The 18,489-nt window shown below is 53.1% G+C and carries 21 protein-coding genes; 10 read left to right on the top strand and 11 right to left on the bottom strand.

What is annotated here, in order from left to right:
• Positions 1-6: 6 nt before the first annotated feature.
• Together cysE and gltX are read right to left on the bottom strand one after the other, a co-directional pair.
• Entirely contained in the window at positions 7-744 is a 738-nt protein-coding gene (gene cysE / locus J2Z49_RS06695) for a serine O-acetyltransferase (RefSeq protein ID WP_307401144.1), read from the bottom strand.
• Positions 745-783: 39 nt separating this feature from the next.
• Complete coding sequence (gene gltX / locus J2Z49_RS06690) at positions 784-2,232, bottom strand: glutamate--tRNA ligase (RefSeq protein WP_307401142.1); 1,449 nt, start codon at positions 2,230-2,232, stop codon at positions 784-786.
• 247 nt (positions 2,233-2,479) lie between these two features.
• Here gltX and coaE point away from each other — a divergent pair, with 247 nt between their 5' ends.
• Positions 2,480-3,091 carry a dephospho-CoA kinase gene (gene coaE, locus J2Z49_RS06685; protein ID WP_307401139.1) on the top strand — a complete coding sequence of 204 codons (612 nt, stop codon included), beginning with the start codon at positions 2,480-2,482 and terminating at the stop codon, positions 3,089-3,091.
• Positions 3,092-3,101: 10 nt separating this feature from the next.
• On the opposite strand, the gene J2Z49_RS06680 is transcribed toward coaE, so the two are convergent.
• The 4 genes from J2Z49_RS06680 to J2Z49_RS06665 all read right to left on the bottom strand — a co-directional run bounded on the left by J2Z49_RS06680 (position 3,102) and on the right by J2Z49_RS06665 (position 6,835).
• Complete coding sequence (locus J2Z49_RS06680; RefSeq protein WP_307401136.1) at positions 3,102-3,806, bottom strand: DVU0298 family protein; 705 nt, start codon at positions 3,804-3,806, stop codon at positions 3,102-3,104.
• A gap of 36 nt (positions 3,807-3,842) precedes the next feature.
• Positions 3,843-5,069 (bottom strand): 2-C-methyl-D-erythritol 4-phosphate cytidylyltransferase, encoded by a 1,227-nt coding sequence (ispD, locus tag J2Z49_RS06675; RefSeq protein WP_307401133.1) that lies wholly within the window; start codon positions 5,067-5,069, stop codon positions 3,843-3,845.
• A complete protein-coding gene (locus J2Z49_RS06670; RefSeq protein ID WP_307401131.1) occupies positions 5,062-6,201 on the bottom strand; it encodes a PIN/TRAM domain-containing protein in 1,140 nt (379 codons plus the stop codon). The genes ispD and J2Z49_RS06670 overlap by 8 nt, the downstream gene beginning before the upstream one ends.
• A 157-nt stretch (positions 6,202-6,358) precedes the next feature.
• Positions 6,359-6,835: a CarD family transcriptional regulator gene (locus J2Z49_RS06665; RefSeq protein ID WP_307401129.1), complete on the bottom strand. Its 477-nt coding sequence runs from the start codon at positions 6,833-6,835 to the stop codon at positions 6,359-6,361.
• Between the two features lie 203 nt (positions 6,836-7,038).
• Between J2Z49_RS06665 and J2Z49_RS06660 the strand changes: the two genes are divergently transcribed.
• Positions 7,039-7,434, top strand: a complete 396-nt coding sequence (locus J2Z49_RS06660) for a nucleoside triphosphate pyrophosphohydrolase family protein (protein WP_307401209.1) — start codon at positions 7,039-7,041, stop codon at positions 7,432-7,434.
• 23 nt (positions 7,435-7,457) lie between these two features.
• Here J2Z49_RS06660 and disA read toward each other — a convergent pair whose 3' ends face one another.
• From disA to J2Z49_RS06640, 4 genes are all read right to left on the bottom strand, one after another.
• A complete protein-coding gene (gene disA / locus J2Z49_RS06655; protein WP_307401126.1) occupies positions 7,458-8,531 on the bottom strand; it encodes a DNA integrity scanning diadenylate cyclase DisA in 1,074 nt (357 codons plus the stop codon).
• Between the two features lie 12 nt (positions 8,532-8,543).
• A complete protein-coding gene (gene radA, locus J2Z49_RS06650) occupies positions 8,544-9,905 on the bottom strand; it encodes a DNA repair protein RadA (RefSeq protein ID WP_307401122.1) in 1,362 nt (453 codons plus the stop codon).
• Positions 9,906-10,174: 269 nt separating this feature from the next.
• Positions 10,175-10,630, bottom strand: a complete 456-nt coding sequence (locus J2Z49_RS06645; protein ID WP_307401119.1) for a type II toxin-antitoxin system VapC family toxin — start codon at positions 10,628-10,630, stop codon at positions 10,175-10,177.
• A complete protein-coding gene (locus tag J2Z49_RS06640) occupies positions 10,542-10,820 on the bottom strand; it encodes an AbrB/MazE/SpoVT family DNA-binding domain-containing protein (RefSeq protein ID WP_307401115.1) in 279 nt (92 codons plus the stop codon). The genes J2Z49_RS06645 and J2Z49_RS06640 overlap by 89 nt, the downstream gene beginning before the upstream one ends.
• A 519-nt stretch (positions 10,821-11,339) precedes the next feature.
• On the opposite strand from J2Z49_RS06640, the gene J2Z49_RS06635 reads away from it, so the two are divergent.
• Positions 11,340-11,630, top strand: a complete 291-nt coding sequence (locus J2Z49_RS06635; RefSeq protein ID WP_013824162.1) for a UPF0175 family protein — start codon at positions 11,340-11,342, stop codon at positions 11,628-11,630.
• Entirely contained in the window at positions 11,608-12,093 is a 486-nt protein-coding gene (locus J2Z49_RS06630) for a DUF3368 domain-containing protein (protein WP_307401111.1), read from the top strand. Before J2Z49_RS06635 ends, J2Z49_RS06630 begins: the two co-directional genes overlap by 23 nt.
• Positions 12,094-12,508: 415 nt before the next feature.
• Here J2Z49_RS06630 and J2Z49_RS06625 read toward each other — a convergent pair whose 3' ends face one another.
• Positions 12,509-13,192: a response regulator transcription factor gene (locus tag J2Z49_RS06625; protein ID WP_307401110.1), complete on the bottom strand. Its 684-nt coding sequence runs from the start codon at positions 13,190-13,192 to the stop codon at positions 12,509-12,511.
• A 233-nt stretch (positions 13,193-13,425) separates the two neighbouring features.
• On the opposite strand from J2Z49_RS06625, the gene J2Z49_RS06620 reads away from it, so the two are divergent.
• The 6 genes from J2Z49_RS06620 to J2Z49_RS06595 all read left to right on the top strand — a co-directional run bounded on the left by J2Z49_RS06620 (position 13,426) and on the right by J2Z49_RS06595 (position 18,456).
• Complete coding sequence (locus J2Z49_RS06620; RefSeq protein ID WP_307401107.1) at positions 13,426-13,974, top strand: hypothetical protein; 549 nt, start codon at positions 13,426-13,428, stop codon at positions 13,972-13,974.
• A 181-nt stretch (positions 13,975-14,155) separates the two neighbouring features.
• Positions 14,156-14,374 (top strand): hypothetical protein, encoded by a 219-nt coding sequence (locus tag J2Z49_RS06615; protein ID WP_307401104.1) that lies wholly within the window; start codon positions 14,156-14,158, stop codon positions 14,372-14,374.
• A gap of 119 nt (positions 14,375-14,493) precedes the next feature.
• A complete protein-coding gene (locus tag J2Z49_RS06610) occupies positions 14,494-15,051 on the top strand; it encodes a PH domain-containing protein (RefSeq protein WP_307401101.1) in 558 nt (185 codons plus the stop codon).
• Positions 15,048-16,034 (top strand): radical SAM protein, encoded by a 987-nt coding sequence (locus J2Z49_RS06605; RefSeq protein WP_307401099.1) that lies wholly within the window; start codon positions 15,048-15,050, stop codon positions 16,032-16,034. Before J2Z49_RS06610 ends, J2Z49_RS06605 begins: the two co-directional genes overlap by 4 nt.
• Positions 16,018-16,590, top strand: coding sequence for a hypothetical protein (locus J2Z49_RS06600; protein WP_013824172.1), 573 nt, complete (start codon positions 16,018-16,020; stop codon positions 16,588-16,590). The genes J2Z49_RS06605 and J2Z49_RS06600 overlap by 17 nt, the downstream gene beginning before the upstream one ends.
• Positions 16,591-16,629: 39 nt before the next feature.
• Entirely contained in the window at positions 16,630-18,456 is a 1,827-nt protein-coding gene (locus J2Z49_RS06595) for an ABC transporter ATP-binding protein (protein WP_307401097.1), read from the top strand.
• The last annotated feature ends 33 nt before the right edge of the window (positions 18,457-18,489 follow it).

Raw genomic sequence — 18,489 nt, 5'->3', positions numbered from 1 at the left:
GCCCCCTCACGACTCGTTTGGCCGGGAAAAGGCGCCCTGCACCACGGCGTCACAAGATTTTAAGGGTTCGGCCGGCTTGCTGTCCGCCAGCTTTTTCTCCAGTTCCAGGACCCGTTTTTCCAAGCGCTCAATGTTGTGCATCAGGCAGTTAATTACTTCCGCCACCGGGTCGGGCAGCAAGTCGTGGCGCAGGTCAATATCCGGCGCGCTGGCCGAACCCACCCGCTTGCCGTCCTGGATGACTACCTTGCCGGGCACCCCCACCACGGTGCTGTTTGGAGGTACGGGCTTGAGCACCACCGACCCGGCGCCGATCTTTGAATTGTCCCCGACGGTAAAGGAGCCGAGAATTTTGGCGCCGGCGCTGATGACCACATTGTTGCCTATGGTGGGGTGGCGCTTGCCCTTTTCCTTCCCCGTCCCCCCCAGGGTTACTCCCTGGTAGATGGTTACGTTATCGCCAATTTCCGCCGTTTCCCCGATGACCACCCCGGCTCCGTGGTCAATGAAAAGTCCCTGGCCGATCTTGGCCCCGGGGTGAATTTCAATCTGGGTGAGGAAGCGGGAGATATGGGAAATCAACCGGGCAATGGTGAAGAGTCGTTTCCGGTAAAAGAAATGGGCTATCCGGTGCATGATAATGGCATGCAGGCCGGGATAGCAGAGCAGCACTTCCAGAAGGCTTTTGGCCGCCGGATCCCGTTCAAATACCACCTGTATATCACGCTTAAGTTGCTTGAACATAACCCACCCTCCAAGTGGCAAACCGGAGCATTGATACAATTAACCTGCCCGGGCCAGGCGGGCCAGCACCTTTTCCTTGCCCAGGAGGGGGATGACCTGGTAAAGTTCCGGGCCGTGGGTCCGGCCGGTGAGGGCCACCCGGATGGGCAGGTAAACTTTGCGGGCGCCCAAACCCAGTTCCCTGGGCAGCCTTTTCAAAATGCTCCGGGCAATTTCTTCATCCAACCCATCTGCCGATTTGATTTTCTCTGCCAGGGCGGCCAGCACGCGGGGAACCTGCTCCCCGGCCAGCACCGAGCGGGCCTCTTCATCTTCCGGCTCCACTTCCGGCGCAAAGAAAATGTCCACGTGCCGGGTAATCTCAGACAGGTTGGTCAGGTAATCCCGTACGGCCGCCACCAGTTGTTTCAACCATTGATACTGCTCCGGTGTTACCTCGCCAGAAATATATCCGGCCTTTTGCAAAAAGGGTACGGCCAGATCGGTAACCCGCTCCAGGGGGCTTTGACGAATGTAGTGGCCGTTCAACCAGTTTAGCTTGTCCAGGTCAAAAACGGCCGGATTCTTGGCCACCCGCTCGAGGGAAAACTGCCGTTTTAACTCTTCCAGAGTAAAGATTTCCTCTTCCCCGCCGGGAGACCAGCCTAAAAGGGCCAGGAAGTTGACCATGGCCTCGGGAAGGTAGCCCATCTCCCGGTACTGCTCGATGGAGGTGGCTCCGTGCCGCTTGCTCATTTTGGTGCGATCCCGGCCCAGGATCAGCGAAACGTGGGCAAACTGCGGCACCGGCCAGCCGAAGGCCCGGTAAATGAGAATCTGCCGCGGCGTATTGGACAGGTGCTCCTCCGCCCGGATGACATGGGTAATGCCCATGGTGTGATCATCCACCACCACGGCAAAGTTGTAGGTGGGAATGCCGTCAGACTTAACGATAATAAAATCGCCGATGCCGTCAACATCAAAGGATACTTCCCCACGGACCAGGTCCTGCACGGTTATGGTTTCCCCGGAGGGGACCGCGAAACGCAGTACCGGCCGGCGCCCCTCGGCTTCCAAACGGTGCCTGTCCTCCTCGCACAGGTAACGACATCGGCCGGTATAGCGTGGCATCTCGCCCCGGGCCAAAAGGGCTTCCCGCTCGGCAGCCAGCTCCTCTTCGGTACAGTAACAGCGGTAGGCCCACCCGCTTTCTAAAAGCTGCCGGGCATAACGTTGATAAATGGGAAGCCGCTCCGTCTGCCGGTAAGGGCCGTGGGGACCGCCCACTTCAATCCCCTCGTCCCAATCGAGGCCCAGCCAGCGCAAAGCGGCCAGGATGTTTTCCTCGGATTCCCGGGAAGAGCGCTCCAGATCTGTGTCCTCGATGCGCACAATAAAAGTGCCGCCTTGATTGCGGGCAAACAGCCAGTTAAACAAAGCCGAACGAGCCCCTCCGATATGCAACGGGCCGGTGGGGCTGGGGGCAAATCTTACTCTGACGCCGGACAAAAAAGGTCCTCCTCTGCAATTTAAAATTACAAGACTTTAAAGCACATTATTCGACCCATATTATATCACCGGCCCGGTAGAGAGGCAACTTTTGAATGTAATCGGGGCCTTGCCGGGCCGTTCGCGCGGGGTTAGAATAATGACGTAGAAAAAGCGCCTTTCTCCGGTTCGAACAACCGGGGGCGAGATTCATGCCCGGCACGGCCGCCTTCATGGCCGTGACAGGGGAAAAGGATGGTAGTGGGAGATGATCGCAGGTCTTACCGGCGGCATTGCCACGGGCAAAAGTACGGTAGCCAGGTTGTTCCAGGAACTGGGAGCCCACGTCATCGATTTTGACGTCCTGGCCCACAAGGTAATGCGCCCGGGGTTGAAGGCCTGGGAGGAAATTGTCAGGTTTTTCGGGGTGGAAATTTTGAACCCCGATCAAACCATCAACCGTAAAAAGCTGGGCCGCCTGGTTTTTGACGACCCGGAAAAGCTGGCGCGGTTGAACCGGATCGTTCACCCGGCAGTTTTTAAAGAGGACCAAAAAATTACGGCAGAAATTTTAGCCGGGAATCCCGGGGCGGTGATTATTAAAGAAATCCCCCTGTTGATTGAAGTAGGAGCCGGGCACCTGGTGGACAAAATCATTGTGGTCTACGCTTCCCCCGAGGTGCAGCTTCAAAGGCTTTTAGCCCGGGGTCTCGACCGGGATGAGGCCCTGAAAAGAATTAACGCCCAGGCTCCCCTGGGCGAAAAAATGAAGTGGGCCGATTTTGTCATTTATAACGACGGCAACCTGGAAGAAACCAGAAGGCAGGTGGAAGAAGTTTATCAGCAGCTGGTAAGTTGCGCGTCCGTCGAGGGTCAATAATTACACCTGTCTATTTTACGCCGGGGCATAAACAGCCTGGTTCGGCAATTTTTTCAACTACCCCGGCGGCCAATTCGGCAACAGTCAGTTGACGTATCTCCCCGCTCCCATAAACGGGTACGGTACTGGTATCCTGCAGCAGATGCCCGTATTGCTCCCTATCCAGTTTCTCGCCCATGATGCCGAGAAATCGCAGGGTATATCCCCTCACCACCGGATCGGGATCGTCAACGTAGGGAGCCAGCATGGGTATGTATCTCCTCACCAGGTCCGGGCTGACCCGGGCAATTTGTCCTGCCGCCCACATTACTCCGCGGCGCAGCATCTCCTCCTCCACGTGAAAAAGGATGATGGAAGCATAATCCCCATATAGATCCGGCCGGCGGGCAACAATTTCCCCCATGGCTTCCACGGAGGCCCAGCCAATGCCCCCGGATTCCTCGTTAATGGCCCAGAGCAGGTTGCGCAAAATCAACCTTACCGCCTGGGGATCTTCTTCGGCCAGGCGCCCGGCCACCACACCCATGGCCTCGATGGCTCGCCAGCAGAGGAGCGTACCCGGCTCGTACAGGAGCCTCCTCAAGTACCTGATCCTGGCTCTGTCCCCGGCCACCATTTCGGCGATTTCATCATACTTCCGCTCTTTTAACAGGGTCACCACGAGGTCTTTAGTATTCAAAATAGACTCCACTCCTTCGCCGGGTATAAAAGCCATGCCGGTTGCCCCCGGAAGAATTCCGTCCCTGCGCGGTTAATCCAGAGCTCCTGTGGGCAATGGATTTTCAGGACGACCCCGAGAAGAGACAACGGCGGCCACGGCGTAAGCCGCTATTCCCTCACCGGTGCCGGTAAACCCCAGCCCCTCGGTGGTTGTAGCCTTGACGTTAATGCGGCCGGCATCAATATCGAGCGAGCGGGCAATGTTAAATTCCATGCTGGGAATGTATGCGGCCAGCCGGGGTGCCTGGGCCACCACCACGGCATCAATGTTGTTCACGGCAAAACCCTTCTCAGCCAGCAGGCGGCCCACCCGTTCCAGCAGCAGAAGGCTGGAAATGCCGGCATACCGGGGATCATGATCGGGGAAATGGCGCCCGATGTCCCCCTGCCCGGCCGCACCCAGCAGGGCATCCATAACGGCATGCACCAGCACATCGGCATCGGAGTGGCCCTCCAGCCCCCGGTCAAAGGGTACGTTGACCCCTCCCAGAATCAGGGGGCGCCCGGTGACCAGCCGGTGCACGTCATAACCAAAACCCACCCGCAAAGGGGCAAGAGGCATGGAAATTCCCCCTTCAATTCCGAGCAGCGCCTCCGCCACGGCTAAGTCCTCGGGGGTGGTGATCTTGATGTTCCGGTAGGAGCCGGGCACTAGCTTCACCCGGTGGCCCAGAACCTCCACCAGGGAAGCATCGTCGGTGGCCGTAATTTTTTCCGCCTCCGCCCTCTGGTGGGCTTCCCGGAGCAGGGAATACCTGAAACCCTGGGGGGTTTGGGTCAGCCACAGTACCTCCCGGGGGAGGGTGCGGACCACAAAGCCGTCGGTACCGGCTTCTTTGACCGTATCTTTCACAGGCACGGCCAGGGTGGCCGCCCCCCAGCGGGCGGCCTCGGAGGCCACCGCCACCAGCTCTTCCACCCCCACCAGCGGCCGGGCACCGTCGTGAACGAGCACTATCTCCGCTTCCGCCGGCAGGGCCTCCAGCCCCTTGCGCACGGAATCCTGCCGCCGCTCACCACCGGGCACCACCGCCAGCAGCTTGCGGCAGCCCCATTCACAGGCCAGCCGGGACGCGCGGTCTACCTCACCCTCTGCCATTACCAGAACATAACCTTTAACCGGCACAGCCTCCTCAAAAACCCGCAGGCTCCGGGCCAGTACCGGCAAACCGGAAAGGGGCAGAAACTGCTTGTTTACTCCCTGCCCCATCCGTACAGATCGTCCCGCGGCCACCACCACGCCAAAAACACTATCCAAGGGCGTTCACCCCGTTGTACCGCACATTTTGTGCCTCCTGGCGCTGTTCCTGCCGGGGGCGGGCAAAGATCATCCGTCCGGCCGCGGTTTGCAGAACGCTGGTCACCAGCACGCTGATGGTTTGACCTATATATTTTTTGCCCCCGTCCACCACGATCATGGTGCCGTCGTCCAGGTAGCCCACTCCCTGGCCGGCCTCCTTGCCGTCCCGCACCACCTGCACGGTCATCTCTTCTCCAGGCAGGACCACCGGCTTGATGGCGTTGGCCAATTCATTTATGTTGAGCACCTTCACGCCGTGAAGCTCGGCCACCTTGTTCAGATTAAAATCGTTGGTCATTATTTTGGCCCCCAACTTCTGGGCCAGTTTCACCAGCTTGGAGTCAACCTCGGCCACATCATCCAGGCCCCGCACGTTGTCGATAATCTGCACCTTCACCGGGGAATTCTTGCGCATCTGGTTTAAGATATCCAGGCCCCGGCGGCCGCGGTTGCGCTTCAGCACGTCCGGGGAATCAGCGATATGCCGCAGTTCCTCCAGCACAAAGGCGGGGACCAGAAGGGTGCCTTCGATGAAGCCGCTCTCAACCAGATCCGCAATGCGGCCGTCTATGATCACGCTGGTGTCCAGCAGCTTGTAATTGGACTGGCGGTTTTCCGACCGGGAAACCTTTTCCTTGCCGAAGCGGGGAAAATTGCTAAACAGACCCAGCAATTCTTCCCGCTTTTTTATGGCCACACTCATGCCCAGATAACCCAAAAGCAGCGTACCCAGGATCCAGATTAACCTGCCCAAAGGTCCCAGAACGAAAAGAATTGAACCTAATAAATTAGCAATTATGAGTCCAATAATCAAGCCCACAGAACCCATGACCAGGTCCTGGGTCGGTGTCCTGGAAAGGCGCTGTTCCAGGAAAGAAGTCAAGCGCAGCGCCCCACGGATAATCGGAGAGGCCAGCACTAATCCCAGAACCAGCCCCACCAGGGTACTCAGGGCCAGGATGCCAAACTTAAGCTGGGGTAAACCGGCCGGAAGGGATAAAAGACCCTTGTCCAGGATGAGCAAGCCCACATAAAAGCCGGATGCCGAAAAAAGGGAGATCAGCAGAAAAAAAATAATGCGCCTGAGCAATTTCTTCACCTCCTTATACCATTTTACCATTTGCTGTTTTAGTTATTATTTGCACTGCTGACACTTATATTATAGTCCCAAGGGACAGCCACTTCAACTAAAAAATGGAGAATCTTACCTGTAAAAAAGAAAACACGCCAGTAATTACTGACGTGTATCAGGCGAAAGCGCTGTCCACCAGGGACTGGGCCTTTTCTTCCTCCAACTCGGTAGCCAGAGCCAGCTCACTGATTAGTATTTGACGCGCATTTTCAAGCATTTTTCTTTCCCCGGAAGAAAGGCCTTTTTCCTTCTCCCGTTTGGCCAGGTTACGCACCACTTCGGCTACCTCATATATATCACCGCTACGCATTTTTTCCAGGTTGGCCCGGTAGCGCCGGTTCCAGTTGGAGGACATGGCGGTACTTTTCCCCTTGAGAACATTGATCACCTTCGGAACGCTTGCCCGGTCTATAACCTCCCGCAGGCCAACCTCCCGGCAGTTGGCGATGGGAATCATTACTTTCATATCACCCACGGGTAAGCGCAAAATATAATACTGCTTCTTCTCTCCCAGGACTTCCTTTTCCTCAATGGCTTCGATGATCCCTGCCCCGTGCATGGGGTACACGACTTTATCACCAACTTTAAACAACGCCGGACCCCCTTAAACTAAAACTTTACCCGTGCATTATTATAACACGGGACCTGACTTTTTGTCAAGAAACTATAATTTTAGCATAGCTGCTATGTGGTGTCAACAGCAATTTTGGCAGCCAACCTGGTTTGACAGGACAAGTCCCCGGTGGGTATAATTATCAAAAAGGGCCATTTTTACAAAGGAGTGGTACCGTTTTGATCAAAAATGTGGTCTATGATGACTTTCAGCGCACGGTTTCGGAAGTGCTGGTCTGCAACCGCAGTGTACTGGATGTCCTGGCCAAAACCCAGGAAGCAAACGCCCGCCTGAACCGGGCAGTGATTAAAACGGTTACCAGTTGTGGATGCCTGAGAATAAACGCCCGTAAAAAAGAAATTCCCCCGGAAGCCACGCTGGCCGATCTGCGCCATCTGCTGGAATCACACCTGGCGGGGGAAATGTGCGAGGAATGCCGGGAAGCGGTAGAAAACGCCATCGGGCGCTGTCTGTTCTACCTGGCGGCCCTTTGCCACTTGCTTGATTTAAATCTGGACGATATAGTAACCAGGGAACAAAAACATCTGCGCATTCTGGGTATATACAACCTGGCCTAAAAAAGGCGTTTGGCAACGCCTTTTTAATTATGGCGCTCCTGGACGAGCTGCTCCCGGTAACGGGCCAACCCTTCCTTAATGGAGCGGGCCCGCGCCTCCCCGATGCCTTCCACCGCATCGAGTTCTTCAATGCTGGCATTGAGAATATTTTTCAAAGAGCCAAACTCCTTGACCATGTTCTCAATTACCGGAAGGGGCAGGCGGGGGATTTTATCCAGAATGCGGTACCCTCTGGGCGAAACGCTCTGGTCGAGAATGCTGGCACTCCCGGGATAGCCCAGGGCGCGGGCAATGAGGGAAAGGTCTAAAAGATCCTCTGCCGGCCAGCTATTGATCATACCCAGAATAGTGCCCGGCGGCTTATCCCCGGCTGTGGTATAATCACGAATGATCAGGAGACCCTCATGTTCCACGCCGGTCACCAGTTCTTCCAACTGCATGGTGATCAGCCTGCCCTCTACGCCCAGTTCACTGATATATTTTTCAATCTCCTTGACTACCCGCAGTACCATCTCCACGCGCTGGATGGCCCGGCTCACATCAAAGAGAGTCACCGCCTCTTCAAACTCCAGGATGCTTAATTCCGTCACCACCCGGTCCAGCACCAACCGATATTTTTCCAGGGTCTGAATAGCCTGGTTTGCTTTGGCCAGAATTACCCCCACATCCCGCAATACATACTTCAAATTCCCCTTGTAGATGGTAATCACTCCACGGCGCTGGGAAATGGAAATGACCAGGGCACCGGTTTGTTTGGCCACCCGCTCGGCCGTACGGTGCCTGATCCCGGTCTCGGTGGAGGGAATGCTCAGGTTGGGAATGAGCTGGGTGTTCGCCGCCAGAATCCGCTTTAAATCCGAACTTAAGATAATGGCCCCGTCCATCTTGGCCAGCTCATAAAGGTTGGCCGGCGTAAATTCCGCGTTGACGGCAAATCCCCCTTCAGCAATCTCCATCACTTCCGGCGAGTCGCCAATAACAATTAGCGCCCCCGTTTTCGCCCGCAGAATATTCTCCAGGCCTTCCCGCAAGGGGGTGCCGGGAGCCACAGTACGCAGTAACTGCAACAGCCTGTCTTCCACGCGTTCCTCCTTCAAGGTTTCACCCCTTCATTGTTCCAGGGCTATTTCAAGGGCTTCGGACAGCGTTTGAGCCCCCCAAACGGTCATGGATCCCAACCGGGACGGGTCCACCTGGCCCAGATTGGCCCGGGGCAGCAGGCAGTGGGTAAACCCCAGCTGCATCGCCTCCTGAACCCGTTTCTCTATCCCGGTGACGGGGCGAAGTTCCCCGGTCAGGCCTATTTCCCCCACCACCGCCAGGCGGCAGTTTACGGGAATATCCCGGAAACTGGAAGCCAGGGCCACCGCTATGCCCAGGTCTACCGCCGGCTCCACCAGGCGCACCCCGCCCACCGCGTTGACATAGGCGTCATAGCTGCCCAGATGCAGGCCGACCCGCTTTTCCAGCACGGCCATGATCAGGATCACCCGGTTGTAGTCCACTCCTGCAGTCATGCGCCGGGGATTGCCAAAGCCCGTGGGCGACACCAGGGCCTGTATTTCCACCAGCAGCGGTCTTGTTCCTTCCAGGGTGGGAACCACCACTGCCCCGGCCACCGGCCCGGCGGGATGCTGGATCATAAACAAGGAAGAAGGATTGGCAACCTCCACCAGACCGTCATCTTTCATTTCAAAAACGCCAATCTCGTTGGTGGAACCAAATCTATTTTTCACACCCCGCAAAATACGGTAGGATTGGTGCCTTTCCCCCTCAAAGTAAAGCACTGCATCCACCATATGCTCCAGAACGCGGGGGCCGGCCAGAAGCCCTTCCTTGGTTACGTGCCCGACCAGAAAAATGGCTACTCCCGTTTCTTTGGCCAGGCGCATAAACTGGGTGGCGCACTCCCGCACCTGTCCCACACTGCCCGGAGCCGAACCAAAATCGACCTTATGCATGGTTTGGATGGAATCCACAATTACCAGGGCGGGATTCAAGGATCTGATGCTGTTTTCTACCGCATCTATATCTGTTTCCGCGAGAAGATACAGCCGGCTGGACTCTACACCCAGGCGGAAGGCCCTCAAGCGCACCTGCTGCACCGATTCCTCACCGGTAACATAAAGCACCACCCGTCCGGCACCGGCTACGCAGGTAGCTACCTGCAAAAGGAGAGTAGATTTACCGATCCCCGGATCTCCCCCCAACAAAATTAGGGAGGCAGGCACCACACCGCCACCCAGCACCCGGTCCAGTTCCCCGATACCGGTGGAAAAGCGTTCTTCCTTATTCAGCGAAATCTGAGTAATGGGAAGGGGAGTGGGAGTATCTATACCGGGGCGCTGCTTTGTCCCGGCAACCGCCTCCTCCACCAGGGTATTCCAGGCCCCGCATTCAGGACAGCGACCCAGCCAGCGGGGGGTGCAGTGTCCGCATTCCTGACAGCAAAAGCGGGTTTTACCGGCCATGGTCACTCTTCCTTAACATGAAATCAGGATTTCTTCCTTAAAGTATCATTTCGTCAAGTATCATTCCGTCACTCCTGCTCATGTTTTTACAGAGGATAACATTTCTAGTATAACATTTATTAGTTTGTTTCCACAAGTTAAAAACGATGCCAGAACAGGATTTAATCACCGTAATCCGTCCTTTGGGTCCGGAAGACCCTATTGGCGGCGGTTGGAACCGGTAATAAACTATGAAGGCGGGTTTGTCCGCCCACCGGAAAACCAGTAGCTTAGCGGCCCCTACTTTTCCGGGGTAACCAGTAGATCGGAACCAGATTTCCGACCTTCTCAAACTCAGGATCACCGGTTACCACGGTTCCCCGGACGTGGCGTGCCAGAGCCAGGGCGAAACAATCTCCGAACGAAATGGCATGTTCGGCTTTAATGTCCGCCGCGCCAAGGGCGAATTCCCTGTCAACTCCGGTTATCTCAATGGGAAGTGCGTTCATTATCGAAAGGAACAGGTATTTTTTCTCCTTGCCGGCTTTCCGCTGGATTATGTAGGCCACTTCACCATAATTGATCACAGACATGAACAGGGCAGCCTTCCCGGCCGCCGCTTCCACCAGCAGTTTTTCCACGTCGTCAGCCCCGGCCTCATTCTGGAAGTACGCCAGCATCGCGTAGCTGTCTAGTACGTAATTCTTCACGAGCGACCTCTTCCTTTCGGGCTTCCAGTAATTCATCCACCAGGGGATATTCTTTAAAAATACCCTTGAATGATTTGATTGGGTCTTCGGGTAACGGCACGATGGTTAGACCGCTTTCGCTTTCTGTAAAAAGTACCTTTCCCCCGGGACGGATTCCGTACCGTTCGCGAAGCTCCCTGGGTATAACTACCCAACCTTTCGAGGATATAGTAGCGATATAAGACATATAAAATCCTCCATGCGTAATACCATTCTAAAATAAGTATAACTTAACCAGCTAACCTGGTCAAGAAGCGCACCCGCTGAGTTATCCCCACTTTCCAACTACCCTGTTTTGGCTCCCGCTCGCTCCAGTGACCCAGCACTCACCGGATCCATTTACCTGCCCGGAGGTTGAAAGCCTATATTTAGGTAGCAATCATCCTATCAAAGAACTCCGGTTACAGTGAGTGCTGGGGGGCCAAACTAGTGCTCGGCTCAAGTCGCTCGCTACCGAGCCAAAACAGGGGCTTTAAAAAACTGGGGATACTTCAGGCGCACCCGACCAGCCGGACTGCTTCTTTAAGCCCGGCGGAAGCGCTGAGGCACTTGTGAGAATGGAAAAAATTTATCTATGGCTCATGAATTTTACGAGGCGTGCGCGGTGGCCAAAAATCATCAAACAAAAAACAATCACCAAAGGGGAAATACAATGGCTGGTAATCCATTTGGTCCCCGGGTTATAATACCTTTGGGGGTGTGCAAAATGAAGCAAGTGACCGTGAGCGTCAATATACCGGAAGAAGTGATCCATCTGTTGGGTCTGAAGGAAAAAGAGCTGGAAAGGGAATTAAAGATAAGGTTCGCTGTAACCCTCTACAGTGAGGGCCGGGTAAGTCTCGGCAAGGCAGTAGAAATATCGGGACTGCCTTACGCAGAATTCATGGAACTGCTTGCCGACTACGGCCTGGGGATCGATTACGGCCTGGAGGACCTCCAGGAAGACCTGCAGGCCATCAAGGAGCTGGATGCCCTTGGAGAAGATCGTAGTAAGTGATACGTCGCCGCTCATCGGGCTGGCACACCTGGGACTGCTGACAATACCCAAAATGCTCTGGGGGAAGCTATACATCCCCAATGCAGTTTTTGCAGAAGTTCTCAGGAAATCACCCGGGCGTGAAGAAATCCAGAGGGCCGTCAGTGACGGCTGGATAATTGTGAAGAAAGTCAACGATATGGCCACCGTCAAAATCCTAAATGACGTGTTCGGCCCGGGCGAATCCGAATGTTTCGTCCTGGTCAGAGAACTTAAAACTCACCTTTTGGTAATGGACGAAAAGCGGGGAAGGAAAGCGGCAAAGCGATTCGGCTTCCGCTTAACGGGTACTGTAGGAATACTTACAACAGCGGTAGAGAAAGGCCTGCTGCAGGCCGAAGACATGCCCGCACTGCTTAAAAAACTTAAAAACTGCGGTTTCAGGTTATCCAACGACCTGGTGCGGCAGTTCGCGGGAAGTTGAAAGTCTTGCTTGGAAGCAAGGCTTTTATTTTTCCTAAAAGGGGTGACTCCACTTCATTGTCTAAAATCCTGGTTCCATTATACCTCCTTCAGGGCCAGGATCTCCAACAAGGAAATTGCCGTTTTCAGGCTTTCCACAGAAAGCTTTTGCAGAATACCGGTTGCTTTCTCCAAATTGTTTTCCATTTGAATCACCTCAAAACCATTATATCATAAAGCTGAGGCACTTGTGAGAATGGTAAAAGGAGGTGCGGATGGCCGCCTCCATCACCCCCCCGGTGGCGGCAAAGATGGCCCTGGTTCCCGTGGACAGGCCCTGGGGCTGGTCGAATTCCCCATGCTGATCAAAGCTTGATGACGGCCCGGCGGATCATCCGGGCCAGTTCCCGGGTGGTCAAAATATAATGCCCGTCCTTTTAGTCAGGCTTAAAAAGATAACCGGCACCCCGGATTGTTTTAATCAACCTGGGTTTATCCGGCCGGTTCTCCAGTTTGGCCCTCAGCCTGCTGATGTATATATCCACTGTTTTGAGCTCTCCCGAATAATTATCACCCCATACATGGTTTAAAAGCTCTTCCCTGCTGATTATCCGGTTGGGGTTCCGGGCCAAAAAAAGCAGCAGGTCGTATTCCTTGGGCGTCAGCGCAACAGGTACTCCCTTCCTGTAAACTTGCCTGGTCGAGGGGATGATTTTTAAATCACTGTAAGAAACAGGTATATCCCCGGGAGTATGCGAAAGGCGGCGAAATACCGCCTTTACCCTGGCCGCCAGTTCCAGTGAATCAAAGGGCTTAACAATATAATCATCGGCACCCAGCTCCAGCCCCTTCACCTTATTTATGCCCTCGTCGCAGGCGGTAAGCATGATAATACCTGCGCCGGGGTGGTTATTCCTGATTCTGCGGCACACTTCGTAACCGTCCACTCCAGGAAGTTTTATATCCAAAAGCACGAGGTGGGGCTGTACACAGGGCACCAGTTCCAGTGCTTTTTCCCCGCAGGCAGCTTCATAAACGGTGAAACCGTTTTGCTCCAGAACAAAACGAACATAATTTCTTGTACCTTCCTCATCCTCTACAATAAGGATTTTCTTTTCCATAGATTATTCCATAACCTCCATTTCCTGTTTTATGGAGCCTTTTCGACATAATGTAGAAAATTCCTCTTTCAGAGCGTATGTTAACGTTTTGTTACCAAATTGATACCGACTTGAAACGACAACAGGAGGAAAATTTTTTATAATTGAAGCAAATCCGGACAATGGGATGAAAGGGGTGAAGACTGTACGATTAGTCTGAGGTAGGCCGGATAATGGTCAGGGGGGAGAAGGCTTTGGAAGAAGTACTTAATGTGGGAGCTAAAGACTTGGAAAGTAACACATTGGAAAAAGATAACAGGGAGCTGGAAGCTTTCAGCAAGGGAGCTTTGTTAAAATCGCTTGCTACTATGAATCTGGCTTACGTAGCTCCCTACCTGTCCCTGGCGCGGGTGGCGGGTAAAGAAGCAGGCGCGGGGGCAGTGGTGACCATTCGGGTTCGGGATGTAAATATTCTGGCCACAGGTAGTTACACGGTTGTCCGCATGTGCACTTTAACGGATATAGATGCTTCCAGCTCCAAAAAGAGCATCGAAAATGTGTTGTACACTTCCCGGAACCTCTCCAGCCAGGTTTTTGAGCCCTTTGTCTACATAGGGAGAACAGGTGACGGTCAGGAGGTGTTTGCTTACTCGAACGACAACGAGTTTTTGGTGGCGAGGATGGGCGGCGACGACGAGACCGTGCTGCGGGAAGTGAAGAAAATGGCCGCCGAGAAGGAAATGCGTTCGCTGGCCCGGTTTGTGGATTTAATAGAGCAGGAGATAAAGGCGGCTGCCATTTAATAAAGAGTGGCAGCGGAGGTAAACGAGAGTAAGGTGGTCTCCACCCCGGTCAACCCACCCTTAAACGGTTCGACAAGGGGAAAACCCACCCTACCCTCGGCGATTATTATACACCAGGGGAGAGTGATTTTCAATGGAGACCACCTTCTTCTAAATTCAAAAAGGAAGGAGGTGGGTACCGGTGAGGGAATTCGAACTTGACCGCCCGGTCGATGCTGTTGCGGTGATGGCTGGTAATTCGTCGCCGGATACTGGAATAAGGCCTACAGCGATTTATACCCCATTTGTCGTTCTTCCTATTGCCGTTGGTGCATATGTGTATGCTGCGCTAATCAATCAAGTTTACGCTGTCGTTGCTTATCGGACATATGTAGGCACTTCGACAAAAATTAGTGGTTAACATTACTAGTTAGTTTATATCTTATTCATGAGTTGGTTGGGAGGGGCGTCCCCTCCTAACCAACGTCTCTCTTATCTAAATTGAGGAGGTGTTAAACAATTAACCAAGAATTTTTTAAAATGGCTTCATGGGATAAGGGTGTAATGTTATGGACTGCTCTTGGCTTGGTAGCACTTATTCCACTTCTTTTCATCGCTTCCCCGCTGAATAATGTTTTTATTTACATACTCCCCAGGGAAACATACCTGCATTTCGAAGATTGGTTCCTGGAGGGAGCCGAAGGATATTTTGCTGGTGGTCTGTCTTTCTCTATTATATTCTTGAGTTATTTTTTTTCACCTCGCGGGTACCTTGTCGGCAATCATTGTTTGGCAATCAATAGATTAGCCGGAAGTATATCTATAACTTACAGTTCCATACATGCTATTAAAATAGTAGAAAATGTTTGGTTATCTAGAGAAATAGGAGTAGGGGGTTTTTGGAGCTGGTATGGTATATTCCGCACACAAGAGGGCGACAGGGTAAAGGTTTATGCTACTAATCTCACCAAACAAATGGTGCAAATTAAAACCACTGATGGAAAAACATACTACCTTTCCCCCGCTGAGCCGGAGAAGTTTGTCGAAGCGGTGAAGCGGCATTTAAACCAGAATCATCAAGGAGGAGAAAAATCATGATTCCGCAGGTTCTGGCTTTTATTACCACGTACAGGTGCAACTTTTCCTGTGATCATTGCTCCGTCGCTGCCGGACCGGAGCGCCGGGAAGTGCTGGCGGCAGGTGTTATGCAGCGGGTCATAGAACAGGCTTATGCCCTGCCGTCCATCCGGGTGATCGTTTTTACCGGTGGCGAACCTACACTTTACCCGGAACTCATACAAGAAGGGATTAAGCTGGCGCATGAAAAAGGTTTCGTTACCCGGTTGGTGACCAACGCCTGGTGGGCCCAAACGGCGGAGAAAGCATATCGTTTTCTGCAGGATTATCGAGCAGCGGGTCTTGACGAACTCAATATCAGTTACGACGACTTTCATGCAAAGTATCTTGAGTCGTTCGGCGGTGAGCGGAATCTGCTCAACGCCATAAGGGCGGCAACTGAACTGGGCATGACCACGCTGGTGGGCTCGGTACTGTACCATGGGGCCAGGATAAGATCCGGTTACTTACGCAGGATCTTCAAAGATGCCGGCATCCAGCAAGAAATCAAGTTCCTGGAGGATTTCGTGTTTCCTTTAGGCCGCGCCCGGCGGAAACTGCCTTTACACCTTTTCCCTTCCGACATGGAAAAAAGAGAGCAAGGGGCCTGCCAGGAGGCCGGGCATACTTTAACAATTTTGCCGGATGGAAAAATATTGTTTTGTTGCGGGCACATCATAAACAGTAAGGCGCAGGCCATTCTGACGGTAGATAGTATGGCTTCCGGGGTTTCCCTGCCCGAAATTGTCGGGCGGATGCAGCGTAACGTATTTTACTGGTGGCTGCACCTCGAAGGACCGGAAGCGGTACTGGCCGAACTGGGGGTGGAAAAAAAATTTTACCGGAGGTGTGAAGCCTGCTTTTACCTGGGTACGGCCTGCCGGAAAAAGTTGCTCACTCTGGCGGCGAGGAAAGAGGAAATTTTCGCGCGGTGGGAGGCGAGAAAAATTGGCCTACCAGCTTAGCTTTTGGGAAGTACTTAAGGCCTTTTTCGTTCCCGTGGACCCTCTTTTCTATATTTTATATCTTGCGGTTTTCGGCTTTCCTTTGCTTTTTATGCTGTGGCGGGTGTGGAAATTACGAAAAAAAGGGATCTCACCCAACCTCCGTCCTGTACTGATGGTAGAAGTGTTTATTGTAACCTCAGGGCTGGCGGTATTCCTGATCATGGCCCTGCTTTACACCGGTTCGGGCTGGCGACTGGAAGACGGAAAGTTGCAGATTAAAGGTAATCCTGGATCTCCGGAGATCGTAGAGCTGGACAAAACCCGCATTGCCCTGGTAGAAAGCACAGGATCGTGGCAGGCGACTCTGCGCACGGGAGGGATTGGCCTTCCAGGTTTTTCTGCCGGCCGGTTCAGATTTGAAAATGGCAAAAAAGCGCTGTATTTCCGGCATCTCGGATCGTCCCATGAGGTAGTGCTGGAGTTCGACGGTCGCTACTACGTGCTTTTGTATCCTGGTGTAGAAGATCTCTACCGGGAACTTATAGCCAGGGGCGCACAACCAGCAAAACTGTGACTTATTGTTCACTATTTATATGGTGAGGTTTTAAAACTTATGTGGAAGGATCTAGTAGCTTTGTGGAATCTGGCGAAAATCTACCTGAAGGGCAAGACGGGCGCAATTCTTCTCGGTCTTTTTACCAGTATCATCTTTTCCCTTACCGGCCTTGCCACCCCTTACTTAACCAGGTTTCTGATCGATGTTGTTTTTCATGCCAGCCGCGGGGATTTGCTCTTGCCGCTTTTGATCATCTGCGGGGTTATACTCATCATTCTGTTCTTCACAGGGATTATTTCGGACTACGTTCTGGTCAGGACTTTTGAGCGAGTTAAGTTGTTAATGCGGCACGACCTTTTCAGGCGATTGCTAAAAGCGCCTGTGGATTTCCTGCTGATGCAGCGCAGCGGGGAGCTGAATTATCGTCTCTTCGGGGATACGGAGACCATTCAAAGTTTCTTTAACCGGTTACTCATTGGACTACCTATTGATTTGCTCTTTATCGTTATCATTTCCTCTATAATGGTCGGCTGGAATTTGCGGATGGCGCTTTTCGTGTTCGCCGTGTTATGTTTGCAGGTACTGGTGATTATTGGGTTTCAGAAACCATTGTTAAAATACGCCCTTCTTCAGAAAGGCAAAGCACAATTTTTATCCGGTTTCGTGGTCGAGAGGTTTAGAAATATTCAGCTCACCAGGACGTTAAATGCCGGGGCGATGGAGACAGATAGCTTTAAGTCCGGTCTGGAAGAACTGATGGGTATAAACGTGAAAGCTTATATGCTCGGCAAGTTTTCTGAGTTATCCGTGGTGCTGGTTAACAACATCTGGTCCTTCGGCATTTTATGGTACGGGGGGCGGTTGGTATTAGCAGGGCAAATCACTCTGGGGACGCTTATGGCATTTTTGCTCACCGCAGGGATGCTATATCCCCGTATTGCCTCTGTTGTTGGTAGCGTCCTTTCTTTCCAGGATGTGCGTGCCAGTCTATACCGGTTTCTGGAGTACCATCGAGTAATGCCGGCGGTACACGAGCCTCCGGAAGCGGTCGAACTACTCTTGGAGGAAGGCAAGGTAATTTTCGAGAACGTCTGGTTCGGGTATAAGCCGGAAGAGCCGGTTTTAAAGGGATTAAGTGCTACCTTTGAGCCGCGAAAAATCACCGCGGTGGTCGGGAGAAGTGGAGTCGGTAAGAGTACGCTGGCGCGATTGCTGGTAAGGCTTTACGATCCCTGGGAGGGAAGAATTCTAATTGATAATGTCGATATCAGACAGGTCACAATAGAATCCTTGCGGAACAATATCAGGTACGTTATCCAGGGAGAGTTCCTTTTTAGCGGTAGTATCTGGGATAACATCTGCTATGGGGTGGGTTCCTGTAGTGAGGAGCAGGTTTTCGCTGCTGCCGGGAAGGCTGGAGCTGATGAGTTTATCATGCAACTGCCCGAAGGATTCCACACCCGGATCGGAGAAGGAGGGTTCCAACTATCCAGTGGCGAAGCCCAGCGGATTGCTCTCGCCCGGTTATTTTTGGCCAATCCCAGAATAGTTGTTCTGGATGAGCCCACCTCCTTCCTGGACCCGGAAACGGAGAGCGCCATATATCAGGCGATCATGGATCTTAAGGAAACCGCCACCGTTATTGTGATTGCACACCGGCCGTCCACCGTCAAGATAGCCGATCACATAATCGTGTTGGATAACGGCGTGGTTGCCGAACAAGGAACGCATGCCGAATTACTTGGTAAAAAAGGGTTATATGCGGCCATTTACACTGAACTGTGCCGGCGGGAACCCGGTTTGCCGGTAAAGAAAGAAGTATGCACTCCGGCACCGGCTGGAGTGTCCTCAAATGTGATTTCGCACGGGGAGGGTGTATCTTGAACAGCGAGATAGGGTATATTCCCTGGTTTCACG

The organism is Desulfofundulus luciae, from assembly GCF_030813795.1.
GTDB lineage: Bacteria > Bacillota > Desulfotomaculia > Desulfotomaculales > Desulfovirgulaceae > Desulfofundulus > Desulfofundulus luciae.
This window is presented reverse-complemented; position numbering and strand designations above follow the sequence as displayed.